Source organism: Pseudomonas syringae pv. cilantro (genome assembly GCF_001293775.1).
In the GTDB taxonomy this organism is placed as follows: Bacteria; Pseudomonadota; Gammaproteobacteria; order Pseudomonadales; family Pseudomonadaceae; genus Aquipseudomonas; species Aquipseudomonas syringae_P.
Genome location: NZ_LGLN01000074.1, coordinates 69,828 through 83,073, shown reverse-complemented (window position 1 = coordinate 83,073; position 13,246 = coordinate 69,828). Strand labels below are relative to the sequence as shown.

General features: G+C 58.5%; 12 protein-coding genes. 11 read left to right on the top strand and 1 reads right to left on the bottom strand.

The window, feature by feature from the left end; all coding sequences use genetic code 11:
* Positions 1 to 65: 65 nt before the first annotated feature.
* From ABJ99_RS20120 to ABJ99_RS20105, 4 genes are read left to right on the top strand one after another with little or no spacing between them, the layout of a single operon-like run.
* Positions 66 to 413 carry an ArsC family reductase gene (locus ABJ99_RS20120; RefSeq protein WP_054087307.1) on the top strand — a complete coding sequence of 116 codons (348 nt, stop codon included), beginning with the start codon at positions 66 to 68 and terminating at the stop codon, positions 411 to 413.
* Between the two features lie 47 nt (positions 414 to 460).
* The gene (gene dapD, locus ABJ99_RS20115) at positions 461 to 1,495 is read left to right on the top strand and encodes a 2,3,4,5-tetrahydropyridine-2,6-dicarboxylate N-succinyltransferase (RefSeq protein ID WP_054087306.1); all 1,035 of its coding nucleotides are present in this window, start codon (positions 461 to 463) and stop codon (positions 1,493 to 1,495) included.
* 60 nt (positions 1,496 to 1,555) lie between these two features.
* Positions 1,556 to 2,761 (top strand): aminotransferase class V-fold PLP-dependent enzyme, encoded by a 1,206-nt coding sequence (locus ABJ99_RS20110; protein ID WP_054087305.1) that lies wholly within the window; start codon positions 1,556 to 1,558, stop codon positions 2,759 to 2,761.
* Positions 2,758 to 3,165, top strand: coding sequence for a SufE family protein (locus ABJ99_RS20105; RefSeq protein WP_054087304.1), 408 nt, complete (start codon positions 2,758 to 2,760; stop codon positions 3,163 to 3,165). The genes ABJ99_RS20110 and ABJ99_RS20105 overlap by 4 nt, the downstream gene beginning before the upstream one ends.
* Here the strand turns inward: ABJ99_RS20105 and tcdA are convergent.
* Complete coding sequence (gene tcdA, locus ABJ99_RS20100; protein ID WP_054087303.1) at positions 3,156 to 3,986, bottom strand: tRNA cyclic N6-threonylcarbamoyladenosine(37) synthase TcdA; 831 nt, start codon at positions 3,984 to 3,986, stop codon at positions 3,156 to 3,158. The genes ABJ99_RS20105 and tcdA overlap by 10 nt on opposite strands.
* A 208-nt stretch (positions 3,987 to 4,194) precedes the next feature.
* On the opposite strand from tcdA, the gene ABJ99_RS20095 reads away from it, so the two are divergent.
* The 7 genes from ABJ99_RS20095 (at position 4,195) to ABJ99_RS20065 (ending at position 13,195) form a co-directional block, all read left to right on the top strand.
* Positions 4,195 to 6,717, top strand: coding sequence for a glycosyltransferase (locus ABJ99_RS20095; protein ID WP_054087370.1), 2,523 nt, complete (start codon positions 4,195 to 4,197; stop codon positions 6,715 to 6,717).
* A gap of 99 nt (positions 6,718 to 6,816) precedes the next feature.
* Complete coding sequence (gene dapE / locus ABJ99_RS20090) at positions 6,817 to 7,968, top strand: succinyl-diaminopimelate desuccinylase (protein WP_054087302.1); 1,152 nt, start codon at positions 6,817 to 6,819, stop codon at positions 7,966 to 7,968.
* Positions 7,968 to 8,777, top strand: coding sequence for a putative RNA methyltransferase (locus ABJ99_RS20085; protein WP_054087301.1), 810 nt, complete (start codon positions 7,968 to 7,970; stop codon positions 8,775 to 8,777). The genes dapE and ABJ99_RS20085 overlap by 1 nt, the downstream gene beginning before the upstream one ends.
* Positions 8,778 to 8,796: 19 nt before the next feature.
* A complete protein-coding gene (locus ABJ99_RS20080; protein WP_054087300.1) occupies positions 8,797 to 9,174 on the top strand; it encodes a hypothetical protein in 378 nt (125 codons plus the stop codon).
* Between the two features lie 164 nt (positions 9,175 to 9,338).
* Positions 9,339 to 11,840: a glycerol-3-phosphate 1-O-acyltransferase PlsB gene (gene plsB, locus ABJ99_RS20075; RefSeq protein WP_054087299.1), complete on the top strand. Its 2,502-nt coding sequence runs from the start codon at positions 9,339 to 9,341 to the stop codon at positions 11,838 to 11,840.
* A gap of 111 nt (positions 11,841 to 11,951) precedes the next feature.
* Positions 11,952 to 12,302, top strand: coding sequence for a YbaY family lipoprotein (locus tag ABJ99_RS20070; protein WP_054087298.1), 351 nt, complete (start codon positions 11,952 to 11,954; stop codon positions 12,300 to 12,302).
* 203 nt (positions 12,303 to 12,505) lie between these two features.
* Positions 12,506 to 13,195 carry a DUF4197 domain-containing protein gene (locus ABJ99_RS20065; RefSeq protein ID WP_054087297.1) on the top strand — a complete coding sequence of 230 codons (690 nt, stop codon included), beginning with the start codon at positions 12,506 to 12,508 and terminating at the stop codon, positions 13,193 to 13,195.
* Positions 13,196 to 13,246: the final 51 nt, after the last annotated feature.

Here is a 13,246-nt window from a genome sequence, read left to right as displayed (position 1 = left end):
GCGGCTGAATTGCGAGGAGAAATCGCGGGGAATCACGAGCAAGATCAGCCACCCCGCTTAAAACAATGACTTACACTCTATTTGGCATCAAAGCGTGCGACACCATGAAAAAGGCTCGTACCTGGCTCGACGAACATTCCGTGAGCTACGAGTTTCATGATTACAAGACGCTGGGTATCGACCGTGAGCACTTGACTCAGTGGTGCGACGAACACGGTTGGCAAGTGGTGCTGAACCGCGCAGGCACCACCTTTCGCAAGCTCGATGACGGACAGAAAGCCGATCTCGATCAGGCAAAGGCCATCGAGCTGATGGTTGCGCAGCCGTCCATGATCAAGCGTCCGGTGCTTGAGCTGGGCGATAAAACCCTGATCGGGTTCAAACCAGACCTGTATGCAGCGGCTTTACAGTAAGCCAGAGCGCTACTGAAAGCCCCTTGATAAAGTTAAGAGGTATTTGCATGTCCACTACCCTGTTCAGCCTGGCCTTCGGCGTCGGCACCCAAAATCGTCAAGGCGCGTGGCTGGAAGTGTTTTATGCCCAGCCACTGATCAATCCATCGCCTGCACTGGTCGCCGCGATCGCACCGGTTCTGGGCTATACCGATGGCAACAAGGCAATCACCTTCACTGTAGACATGGCGTACAAGCTGGCCGAGGCCGTCAAGCCGGTCGACAGCACTCAAGCCGCCCTGCTGACACGCCTGGCGGAAAGCCAGAAACCGCTGGTCGCCACCCTGCTGGCTGAAGACAGCACACTGACGTCGACGCCCGAGGCCTACCTCAAGCTGCATTTGCTGTCGCATCGGCTGGTCAAGCCGCACGGCCTGAACCTGGCCGGCATTTTTCCGCTGCTGCCAAACGTCGCCTGGACCAGTCAGGGCGCAGTCGACCTGGGTGAGCTGGCCGAACGCCAACTCGAAGCGCGCCTCAAGGGCGAGCTGCTGGAAGTGTTCTCGGTTGATAAATTCCCGAAAATGACCGACTACGTCGTGCCGAGCGGCGTGCGTATTGCCGATAGCGCGCGCGTGCGTCTGGGTGCCTATATCGGTGAGGGCACCACCGTGATGCACGAAGGCTTCGTCAACTTCAACGGCGGCACTGAAGGCCCGGGCATGATCGAAGGTCGTGTTTCGGCAGGCGTATTCGTCGGCAAGGGCTCTGATCTGGGCGGCGGCTGCTCGACCATGGGCACACTGTCCGGTGGCGGCAACATCATCATCAAGGTCGGCGAAGGCTGCCTGATCGGTGCCAACGCCGGGATCGGCATTCCGCTGGGCGATCGTAATACCGTGGAATCGGGTCTTTATGTCACCGCCGGCACCAAGGTTGCGCTGCTCGATGAAAACAACGAGCTGGTGAAGATCGTCAAGGCCCGCGAGCTGGCAGGCCAGAACGATCTGTTGTTCCGTCGCAACTCGCAGACCGGCGCTGTGGAATGCAAGACCCACAAGTCGGCCGTCGAGCTGAACGAAGCACTGCACGCTCATAACTGATGCTGTGTGCGGATTCAAAGTCTTGCGGCTTTGAATCCGCTTCCACGAGCCGGACGAACAATGCCCCTCACCTCTCTCTGGCGTGCTGACTTTCCAGCCATCGCCGCCCTGCAACGGCAAGGCCAGACCTATCTGGACAACGCCGCCACCACGCAAAAGCCGCAGGCATTGATCGATGCCCTGAGCCACTATTACGCCAACGGTGCAGCCAACGTGCATCGCGCGCAGCATCTGCCCGGCGCCCATGCCACCCAGGCGTTCGAAGACAGTCGCCTCAAGGCGGCGCATTGGCTCAATGCCGGTGACAGCGGGCAACTCATTTTCACCCACGGCGCGACCTCAGCCCTCAACCTGCTTGCTTACGGGCTGGAGCATGCGTTCGTTGCGGGCGACGAGATCGTCATCAGCGCGCTGGAACATCACGCCAACCTGCTGCCGTGGCAGCAACTGGCGCAACGTCGCAACCTGAAACTGGTGATCCTGCCGATCGACATCAATGGCGTCATCGACACCGATGCCGCCGCCAGCCTGATCGGACCGCGCACACGTCTGCTGGCAGTCAGTCAGCTGTCCAACGTGCTCGGCACCTGGCAACCGCTGGCCCGCCTGATTGCACTGGCCAGGACGCATGGCGCGCTGACCGTAGTGGATGGCTCACAAGGCGTGGTGCATGGTCGCCACGATGTGCAGGTCCTTGGCTGCGACTTCTATGTATTTTCCAGTCACAAGCTTTACGGACCTGAGGGACTAGGCGTGCTGTATGGCCGCCATGAAGCGCTGCCGAGCCTGGCGCACTGGCAGTATGGCGGCGAGATGGTGCTGACGGCCGACTACCAGCAAGCGACGTTTCGACCTGCACCACTGGGCTTCGAGGCCGGCACGCCGCCCATCGCCAGTGTGATCGGCCTGGGCGCCACGCTCGATTACCTGAGTAACCTCGATCACCACGCCGTCGCGGAGCACGAAGCGAACCTGCATCGCCGGCTGCTGGAAGGCCTGCAACAGCGTGATGGCATTCAAGTGCTCGGCGACCCGGATCTGGCGCTGGTCAGCTTCGTGGTTGACGGGGTTCACAATGCCGATCTGGCGCATCTGCTGACTGAACAAGGCATTGCCGTACGGGCCGGTCATCATTGCGCGATGCCGCTGTTCAAGACCCTCGGCTTGCCCGGCGCGGTGCGGGTATCGCTGGCGCTGTACAACGACTCGGATGACCTGCTGGCTTTTTTCAGCGCACTGGATCAGGCGCTGGAGCTGCTTCGATGACTATTCCCGCACAGGCGCTCGTTGCACTGGAAACCTTCGGGCAACCGCAGAGCTGGGAACAGCGCGCACGCCTGCTCATGCAGTGGGGTGATCGTCTGCCACCGCTGGACGATCACGATAAATCGGATGACCACCTGGTCCATGGCTGTGAAAGCAACGTCTGGCTGACCGGCGAAATCAGCGCTGCAGGCTGGCAGTTCCGTGCCAGCAGCGACGCGCGGTTGATTCGCGGGCTGGTTGCGCTATTGCTCGCGCGCGTCAATGGGCTGTCCGCCGACGAACTGCAACGCGTGGATTTGCCTGACTGGTTCACTCAACTGGGGCTGAGCCGCCAGCTTTCACCGTCGCGCAGCAACGGCCTGAATGCCGTACTGCAGAGAATGCGCGAACTGACTCAGGCATGATTGGCTGCCGCAGCCAGAGGCTTGACCCGCTCGGACGGCCGCCGCGTGCCGGCGACCAGCTTGTCCACGGCGCGCGTGGCGGCGACCATACCGAACGTGGCAGTCACCATCATCACCGCGCCAAACCCGCCGGCACAGTCCAGCTTGACGCCCTCACCGACGAACTTCTTTTCCAGACAGATGCTGCCATCCGGCTTCGGATAGCGCAGTTGCTCGGTGGAAAAGACACAGGGCACGCTGTAGTGGCGGTTCGGGGTGCGTGAAAAACCGTAGTCGCGACGCAGAGTCGAACGCACCTTGGAAGCCAAGGGGTCGTTAAAGGTACGATTCAGGTCGGCGATCTGAATCAGGGTCGGATCTATCTGCCCGCCTGCCCCACCGGTGGTGACCATCTGGATCTTGCGGCGCTTGCACCAGGAGATCAGCGCGGCCTTGGCGTTGACGCTGTCGATGCAGTCGATCACGAAGTCCATGTCCGCAGTGATGCACTCGGCCATGGTGTCGCGGGTCACGAAATCCGCCACCGCGTGCACCACGCAGTCGGGGTTGATCGCCCGGATGCGCTCGGCCATCACTTCGACCTTGGGCCGCCCGACGGTGCTGTCCAGAGCGTGTAGCTGGCGATTGCTGTTACTGACACAGACGTCGTCCATGTCGAACAGCGAAATCTCACCCACGCCACTGCGCGCCATGGCTTCTGCCGCCCAGGAACCCACACCGCCAATACCGACTATCGCCACATGAGCCGCACGCAGGCGCGCCAGCCCCTCGACGCCATACAAACGGGCGATGCCTGCGAAACGTGGATCGTCTGTGCTCATGATCAATACCCCGAAAACCGGCGCGCATTATAGAGGTTTGTCGGGGTTAGGACACGCGGCTTGTCCCCAAGCGATGTTCAGTAGTGACTTGAACCCAGTATGTTTTGTAGAAAACCTGCAGAAAAAATTCTAACGACTGAAAACCTCCATGCCCATAGCCGCTAAGGTTAAAAGCGCGACAGGGAGTCGCGGCACCACGTCCAGCAGCATGGAGCACATTTCAAACATGGATGAAAACATACCGAAGGACCTGGCATGTCCAGCGAAATCTCTCAACTACACAGCCGACAGAGCCGACGAACTGCCCGACTGGCCTGAAACCATATCGGGCATCACCTACGCGCCTTTTCGCTCAAAGCAAAGTCCTCACACGCGAATTTTTCCAACCCGTGAGCAAATCAGAGAGGACCTGCTACTCATTCGCGCGCTGACTCGACATATAAGAACCTATTCAGTCGAAGACACCCTGAGCTGCATTCCGGAGATCGCCGAAGAACTGGGCATGAGTGTCACGCTCGGCGTCTGGATAAACCAGGATGTAAAACACAATAATCAGGAACTCATGGCGGGCATAGACCTCACCCGTCGGTTCTCCAGTGTTTGCCGCCTGATTATCGGCAACGAAGTACTTTATCGCAACGATGCCAGTGTCGATCAACTGATCGACTATCTGCGCACCGCGCGAGGTGACGTCACCGTACCTGTCTCGACATCGGAGATATGGCACATCTGGTGCGAAACACCAGAATTGGCGGAACAGACTGACTTCATCGCCGCGCATGTATTGCCTTTTTGGGAAGGCATATCCGCGACAGACGCGAGCGCTGCGGTAATCGCTAGAGCCAGCGAACTGAAACACATGTTCCCAGACAAACCTCTGATACTTAGTGAGATTGGCTGGCCCAGCAACGGCAACTACAGAAAGCGTCTGGATAAGTATCTGGCAGAGCAGTCAATCTACCTGCGCACTCAGTTATCACTGCTTGAGCAGCATGGCCATGACTATTTTGTGCTGGAAGCCTTTGATCAACCCTGGAAGACCGATGAGGGTTTACAAGGTCCCCACTGGGGTATTTTCGATGCACAACGCACTCTGAAACTGCAGGTGCGTGGACCTATCAAAAGACACGTCAGTTGGCAGTCGAAAATCCCGAAGATCCTTGAAGTCTTGCGACCAACATCCTGGGTAACAGGACTGTTGATGTTAGCTGTGGCCTATAGTGTGCTGGTGGCGATCGGCATGCACTACGCGCAGCCTCTTTCCGAATGGGTCGCTCTGCCTGTCGCTCTGTTCTGGGCAGCCAGCCTGATGGTCGGGGCGGGTACGGAAGTGCATGAGTTTCTGGAAGCCTGCTGGGGGCCTGAGAAGCCGAGATCCTTTCCTCCCAAGCGCACTCAAACCGATTTTTCGCCCAGAGTTTCTGTACATGTGCCTTGCTACAACGAACCTCCAGAAATGGTGAAACAGACGCTCGATTCATTGAACGCCCTCAAGTACCCAGATCTCGAAGTTTTGATCATCGACAATAATACCCAAGACCCGGAGACCTGGAAGCCAATTGAACAGCACTGTCAGCAACTGGGTCCGCGCTTTCGATTCTTTCATGTCGACTCGTTGGAAGGATTCAAGGCTGGCGCGCTTAACTACCTGCTGGAATATACGTCTGAACTGACCGACATCGTGGCAGTTATCGACGCCGACTATTGTGTCCACCCGCTCTGGCTAAAGCACATGGTGCCGCATTTCGAGAACCCCGATATTGCAGTCATTCAAGTACCGCAGGACTACCGTGATGGTGATGACAGCCTGTTCAAGCGTTGCTGCAACGCGGAGTACCGAGGTTTTTTCAACATTGGGATGGTCGTCCGAAATAATCAGGACGCCATCATCCAGCACGGGACAATGACCCTGATTCGAAAATCTGCGTTACAGCAACTGGGCTGGGCGCAATGGTGTATATGTGAAGATGCGGAACTCGGTCTGCGAATGCTGGAACATGGATTTTCCACCGGCTACAACGCTTCCAGCTATGGCAAAGGACTAATTCCAGATACCTTCACGCATTTCAAGAAACAACGGTATCGCTGGGCCTACGGCGCAATGCAGATCGTCAAGCAACATGCGGGAAGTCTCATCAGAGGAAAGAGCCCTCACCTGCACGCAATACAACGTTATCACTTCCTGGCCGGATGGATGCCTTGGGCGGCAGAAGGCTTGAATTACTTGCTGACGCTGACAATGCTTTTCTGGTCCGTGATAATGGTCCTTCGACCCGACATCTCAGCACCTGTCGCGTGGGTCTATCCATTTTCCTTGCTACTGCTGCTGGCGCTACGAGTCGTCAAAGTACTTGCCCTTTATCAACGACTGATCAGCACAGATATCAAAGAAGCGCTGGCCGCGATACTGGCAGGCATGGCGCTTTATCCGACTATAGGCAAGGCCGTATTGTCAGGCATATTCACATCACAACTGCCCTTCTTCCGCACCCCCAAGCAGACATCCGGCAACAGTTTCGGGCAAGCCATGCTGGAGGCCAGAGAAGACGTGTGCATGGTGCTGATTTTGTGGGGAACAATCACTTTTTTGTTTATCAGGAAAGAAGACATCGGCATGGATCTGGGTTTCTGGATTGCAATGCTGTTCGCCCAATCGCTCCCTTACCTGGCGGCAGTGGTCATGGCAATCCTCTCTGCAATAGCAAACCGCCCTTCCCGTTCCACAACCTGACCTATCCACAGCGCACAATAAACGACGGCCTCAGGTCGTCGTTTTGCTTTAAGATATCCGCCTTTTCGCGCCCAAAGTCTTGCTACCGGAGTTCTGTACATGACGGCCCCCGCCGACCTCTCGCCTACCCTTCAACTGGCCTGCGACCTGATCCGTCGGCCTTCGGTCACGCCGATTGATGCCGATTGCCAGACCGTGATGATGCAGCGCCTGGGCGATGCCGGCTTCACGCTCGAGCCGATGCGTATCGAAGACGTCGATAACTTCTGGGCCACCCACGGCACACAGGACGGCCCGGTGCTGTGTTTCGCCGGGCATACCGACGTGGTGCCGACCGGTCCGCTGGAGCAATGGCAGAACGATCCGTTCGACGCCTTGATCGACGACCAGGGCATGCTCTGCGGACGTGGCGCAGCGGACATGAAAGGCAGCCTGGCGGCGATGCTGGTCGCGGCCGAGCGTTTTGTCGCCGATCATCCCGATCACAAGGGCTCGGTGGCGTTTCTGATTACCAGTGACGAAGAAGGCCCGGCGCACCATGGCACCAAGGCTGTCGTCGAGCGCCTGGCTGCACGCAAAGAGCGACTCGACTGGTGCATCGTCGGCGAGCCTTCAAGTACCACGCTGGTGGGTGATGTGGTCAAAAACGGTCGTCGCGGCTCACTCGGTGCCAAACTCACCGTGCGTGGCAAGCAGGGCCATGTGGCTTACCCGCATCTGGCGAAGAACCCGATTCACCTCGCTGCTCCGGCGCTGGCCGAACTGGCTGCCGAGCACTGGGACAACGGTAACGATTTCTTCCCGCCGACCAGCTTCCAGATATCCAACCTCAATTCCGGCACCGGCGCGACCAATGTGATCCCAGGCGATCTGGTCGCGGTTTTCAATTTCCGCTTTTCGACCGAGTCGACCGTCGAAGCCCTGCAACAGCGCGTGGCGACCATTCTCGACAAGCATGAGCTGGACTGGCATGTGGACTGGGCCTTGTCCGGCCTGCCGTTTCTGACCGAACCGGGTGCGCTGCTGGACGCGGTGTCGTCCAGCATCAAGAGCGTCACCGGCCGCGACACCAAGGCCTCGACCAGTGGCGGAACCTCCGATGGTCGGTTCATTGCCACGCTGGGTACCCAGGTGGTCGAACTGGGACCGGTCAACGCGACGATCCATCAAGTCAACGAACGTATTCTGGCCAGTGATCTCGATGTACTGACCGAGATTTACTACCGGACCCTGGTCAAGTTGCTCGCCTGATGCTGACCTGTCCGATCTGCTCTGCGCCGCTCAGTACGGCAGATAACGGTGTGGTCTGCCCGGCCAACCACCGTTTCGACCGTGCTCGACAGGGTTATCTGAACCTGCTGCCGGTGCAGCACAAGAACAGCCGCGACCCCGGTGACAATCAGGCCATGGTCGAAGCACGGCGCGACTTTCTCAACGCCGGGCACTACGCACCGGTCGCCCGGCGACTGGCCGAGCTGGCCGCCGAGCACAATCCGGCGCACTGGCTGGACATTGGCTGCGGCGAAGGTTATTACACCGCACAGATTGCCGAAGCCCTGCCGCGCGCCGACGGTTACGCCCTGGACATCTCCCGCGAAGCCGTCAAACGGGCTTGCCGTCGTGATCCGAGGCTGACCTGGATGGTCGCCAGCATGGCCCGGGTGCCGCTGCCGGAGGCAAGTTGTCAGTTTCTGGCCAGCGTGTTCAGCCCGCTGGACTGGCAAGAAGCCAAACGCCTGCTGACGCCTGGCGGCGGACTGATGCGCGTCGGCCCGACCAGCGAGCACCTGATGGAGCTGCGTCAACGGCTGTACGATGAAGTGCGTGATTACGCTGACGATAAGCACTTGGCGCTGGTGCCGGAAGGCATGCAATTGCAACACAGCGAAACACTGCGCTATACCTTGACGCTGATCGACGGCCAGTCCCGCGCCGATTTGCTGGCCATGACACCGCATGGCTGGCGAGCCAGCGCCGAACGCCGCGCGGCAGTCATCGAGCAACCCGGACCTTTCAAGGTCACCGTTTCCATGCGCTACGATTATTTCGTGCTGCAATAAGCATTCAACAGAGGCACCCATGCGCCAACCCGATATCGAGATTTACCTGAAAGATGCAGACGTCGATCACAAGGCAATTGCTGCATGGCTGGAAGCTGCCATTGGCCCATGCACTGACTGGACACAACGCGGCCAGACCTGGAAATGCCAGGCCGGTGACGTGCGCGTGACATGGCTGCCCAAAGCCGTGGGCAAATGGAACAGCCTGCACCTGGACAGCGATCAGACGCCGTGGGAAGACGACATCGCCTGCGCGCGCGCCGCATTCGCCGCACTGAACGTCGAAGTGCGCTGTGCCCCAGGCACGTGGATCGAAGAAGAAAGCGACGAAACCGCCGATCGCTGGATACGCGTCAGTGCCGACGGTGAAGAAGAGATCACCTGGCGCACCGCCTGAGACTTCTTTCTCCGGCGGTACAACCGTGCCGTCGTGGCTGTGTTTTACAGGTCCACCTCCCGACTTGCCGGAAGACGGCTCAGCCTTTTTGCCGATCTTCTCGGGATGCGTCACACTGACGCCCATCTCGGGCAGCCGCCCGCCCCCTACTCAGCAGAAGCCGTATGACCCGCTCTCCGTTCCGTCGTCTTGTGTTCGGCACCCTGCGCCGATTGCTGTACCTCTGGGTTCGCTCGGAAACCATCAATCAGTCGTCCTTCACGCTCAACCTCGACCGCAGTCGGCCGGTGTTCTATGCGTTGCAGTCGCCGTCGGTCAGCGATCTCGCGGTCGTCGACACCGAATGCCGCAAGGCCGGCCTGCCGCGTCCCGTGCTGTCGGTTGCGGTTGGCGAGCTGATCGAACCGATGGCGTATTTCTACCTGACGCCCTCGCCTGACTGGCTGGGCCGCCATGACAAGCGCGGTGCGCCACCGGCGCTGGAACGTCTGGTGGCAGCGGTCAGCCAGAACCCTACCGAAGATGCGCAGATCATTCCGGTCAGTGTGTTCTGGGGTCAGTCGCCTGATCGCGAGTCCAGCGCCTGGAAACTGTTGTTCGCCGACAGCTGGGCAGTCACCGGGCGCTTGCGGCGTCTGGTCAGCATCCTGATTCTGGGCCGCAAGACCCGCGTGCAGTTTTCCGCGCCGATTCATATGCGTGAACTGGTTGACCAGAACAAAGGCTACCCACTGACCCTGCGCATGAGCCAGCGTCTGCTTCGCGTGCATTTCCGCAACCTGAAAAGTGCCGTGATCGGCCCGGATGTGTCGCACCGGCGCACCGTGGTCAAGGGCCTGCTGGACGAGCCGCTGGTTAAACAGGCGATCATCGAAGAAGCCGAACGGGAAAAGATTTCGCATGAGAAGGCGCGCGAACGTGCACTGAGTTACGGCAACGAAATCGCGTCGGACTACACCTATTCCGCCATCCGTTTTCTGGAAGTGGTGCTCAGTTGGTTCTGGAACAAGATCTACGACGGCATCAAAGTCAGCCACATCGAAGGTGTGCAGGAAGTCGCGCCGGGGCATGAGGTGATCTACGTGCCGTGTCATCGCAGCCACATCGATTACCTGTTGCTGTCTTATCTGCTGTTTCGCAACGGCCTGACCCCGCCGCACATTGCCGCCGGTATCAACCTGAACATGCCGGTGGTCGGCAGTCTGCTAAGGCGTGGCGGCGCGTTTTTCATGCGTCGTACCTTCAAGGGCAATCCGCTGTATACCGCAGTGTTCAATGAATACCTGCACACCTTGTTCACCAAAGGGTTTCCGGTCGAATACTTCGTCGAGGGCGGTCGCTCGCGTACCGGGCGCATGCTGCAACCCAAGACCGGTATGCTAGCCATTACACTGCGCAGCTTTTTGCGCAACTCGCGGATGCCGATTGTCTTCGTTCCGGTGTATATCGGCTACGAGCGAGTGCTGGAAGGCCGTACCTATCTGGGCGAGCTGCGCGGTGCGACCAAGAAAAAAGAATCGATCTTCGATATTTTCAAAGTCATCGGCGCATTGAAGCAGCGCTTTGGTGAGGTCTCGGTGAACTTCGGAGAACCGATCAAGCTGGCTGAATTCCTCGACAGTGAGCAGCCAGACTGGCGCGCCCAGGAACTCGCGCCGCAGTATCGCCCCGAATGGTTGAGTGCAACCACGCATCGACTGGGCGAGCGTGTGGCCCAGCACCTCAACGAAGCGGCGGCGGTCAACCCGATGAACCTGGTGGCGGTGGCACTGCTGTCGACGCAAAAACTGGCGCTGGACGATCAGGCCATGGAGCGTGTTCTCGACCTGTACCTGACGCTATTGCGCAGCGTGCCGTATTCACCGCACACCACCTTGCCGGAAGGCGACGGCCGTTCGCTGATCGAGCACGTCAAAGGCATGGACCTGCTGGCCGAGCAGAAAGATGCGCTGGGCAGGATTCTGTACCTGAACGAGCAGAACGCGGTCCTGATGACCTACTACCGCAACAACGTCCTGCACATCTTCGCCCTGCCGTCGTTGCTGGCGAGCTTTTTCCAGAGTTCGTCACGCATGACCCGCGAGCAGATTCTGCGCTACACCCACGCGCTTTATCCTTACCTGCAATCGGAACTGTTCATTCGCTGGCCGCTGAACAAGCTGGATGAGGTGATCGATCAATGGCTCGCCGCGTTCGTCGAACAAGGTCTGTTGCGCTTCAAGAATGACGCCTACGTGCGCCCGGAACCCAGCTCCCGGGAGTTCGTGTTGCTGACCCTGTTGTCGCGCGCCATCGCGCAGACCTTGCAGCGTTTCTACATGGCAATTGCCTTGTTGCTCAACAATGGCCAGAACACTCTGAGCCCCGAAGAGCTGGAAGACCTGTGCACGGTCATGGCCCAGCGCCTGTCGATCCTGCATGGCCTGAACGCGCCGGAGTTTTTCGACAAGAGCCTGTTCCGGCACTTTATCCAGACCTTGCTGGACCTCGGTGTACTGCGCAAGGACGCCTCAGGCAAACTGAGTTATCACCCGTTGCTGGGCGAACTGGCGGAAGGTGCAGCCAAGCGCGTCCTGCCTGCTGAAATCCGCCTGTCGATCCGGCAAGTTGCCCTGCACAGCAACGAAGAAGAGCAAAATGTGAGAAGCGAGACTGGGGAGACGTAGGGGTTTTCCGCAAATTGATAAGGACTTTCAGACAGGTGTTTTCTACATGCTGGCGTCAGCTAACGTGTGGTTTGCACCAATGACTGGTGCCTACTCAATAAGGAAATTGAAATGTCCAGTGAACCCCTAGTACGCCTTCAGGGTGAAGTTTATTACCTGCCACGCATCGCTCTGCCAAGCGACTGCAAACTGACTGTTCAGCTGAGTGACATCAGCGGTGCTGACGATTTTTCGGAAGTGATTGATGTCTGCGAGAAGCCAATCAACCACCAGGTGCCGATCCCGTTTGAATTGGGCTATGCAACCGATCGATATCCGGTGCCGGGCCACACTTACGGCTTGTCGGCACGGATTGAACATGACAATCGCCTGATCTGGATCAGCGACACCGTGCATGAAGTGACACTGGCCGGCGAAGATCAGACCGGTCTGATGATCAAGGTCATTCAAGTAGACGGTTGATTGACCTCGAAATAAAAAGCGCTCTTCAGCGGCGCGTTCTCAACGCGCCGCTGTCGTTTCACCCACACACCCCCTCTTCAGAAATCATCAAGACTCATCCGCAGGTTTTACATGCCTGCCATGACTTCCTGATACGCTTGATAGCGTGCTGCGCTGCTATCAACTCATGCGCGGGTTAGAACCTATCTATACAAGGACGCCTTATGCCTCGTTTTTCGTTTACCGTTGCCGGTCTCTGTGCAGGTCTGCTGATGTCGGCCAACGTGTTCGCCTTGTCGCTGAGCGACCTTTCACAATCGGACGCCACGGGCGGGCTCAAGGATGCCCTGACCCAGGGCGCGCAGGTTGCTGTCAAGCAACTGGGAGTGCCCGGCGGTTTCAGCAAGAATGAACAGGTGCGTATCGAGCTGCCGGGCAAGCTGGGCCAGGTCGCGAAGAAGATGAAAATGCTGGGCATGGGCAGCCAGGTCGATCAACTGGAAACCAGCATGAATCAGGCGGCTGAAGCAGCCGTACCTCAGGCTCAGGCGTTGCTGGTAGACGCGGTGAAAAAAATGACGGTGACCGATGCCAAGGCCATTCTCAGCGGTGGCAAGGACTCGGCGACCCAGTACCTGAGCAGCACCAGCCGTGAACAGATCCGCGCCAAATTCCTGCCTATCGTCAAGAAGTCTACTGACCAAGTGGGTCTGGCACAGAAATACAATGCCTTCGCCGGCAAGGCTGCAGCGCTTGGCGCGCTGGACAGCAAAAGTGCCAATCTCGAAAGCTATGTAACCGAGCAGGCGCTTAACGGTCTGTTCGAGATGATTGCCAGGCAGGAAGAGAGCATCCGCTCCAACCCGCAGGCAGCGGCTACCGGGCTGGCGAAGAAGGTGTTTGGGGCGCTTTGACGCAAATACGTTCCCGCGCCAGGGTCCCCAGCATCATATACAGGTCCTGAA

What these genes read in the sequence shown, in the direction of transcription:
- ABJ99_RS20070 (WP_054087298.1), top strand. Translation starts at nt 11,952, where the DNA reads ATGTCCAGTGAACCCCTAGTACGCCTTCAGGGTGAAGTTTATTACCTG.
- tcdA (WP_054087303.1), bottom strand. Translation starts at nt 3,986, where the DNA reads ATGAGCACAGACGATCCACGTTTCGCAGGCATCGCCCGTTTGTATGGC.
- ABJ99_RS20120 (WP_054087307.1), top strand. Translation starts at nt 66, where the DNA reads ATGACTTACACTCTATTTGGCATCAAAGCGTGCGACACCATGAAAAAG.
- dapD (WP_054087306.1), top strand. Translation starts at nt 461, where the DNA reads ATGTCCACTACCCTGTTCAGCCTGGCCTTCGGCGTCGGCACCCAAAAT.
- plsB (WP_054087299.1), top strand. Translation starts at nt 9,339, where the DNA reads ATGACCCGCTCTCCGTTCCGTCGTCTTGTGTTCGGCACCCTGCGCCGA.
- ABJ99_RS20085 (WP_054087301.1), top strand. Translation starts at nt 7,968, where the DNA reads ATGCTGACCTGTCCGATCTGCTCTGCGCCGCTCAGTACGGCAGATAAC.
- ABJ99_RS20105 (WP_054087304.1), top strand. Translation starts at nt 2,758, where the DNA reads ATGACTATTCCCGCACAGGCGCTCGTTGCACTGGAAACCTTCGGGCAA.
- ABJ99_RS20095 (WP_054087370.1), top strand. Translation starts at nt 4,195, where the DNA reads ATGGAGCACATTTCAAACATGGATGAAAACATACCGAAGGACCTGGCA.
- ABJ99_RS20065 (WP_054087297.1), top strand. Translation starts at nt 12,506, where the DNA reads ATGCCTCGTTTTTCGTTTACCGTTGCCGGTCTCTGTGCAGGTCTGCTG.
- ABJ99_RS20080 (WP_054087300.1), top strand. Translation starts at nt 8,797, where the DNA reads ATGCGCCAACCCGATATCGAGATTTACCTGAAAGATGCAGACGTCGAT.
- ABJ99_RS20110 (WP_054087305.1), top strand. Translation starts at nt 1,556, where the DNA reads ATGCCCCTCACCTCTCTCTGGCGTGCTGACTTTCCAGCCATCGCCGCC.
- dapE (WP_054087302.1), top strand. Translation starts at nt 6,817, where the DNA reads ATGACGGCCCCCGCCGACCTCTCGCCTACCCTTCAACTGGCCTGCGAC.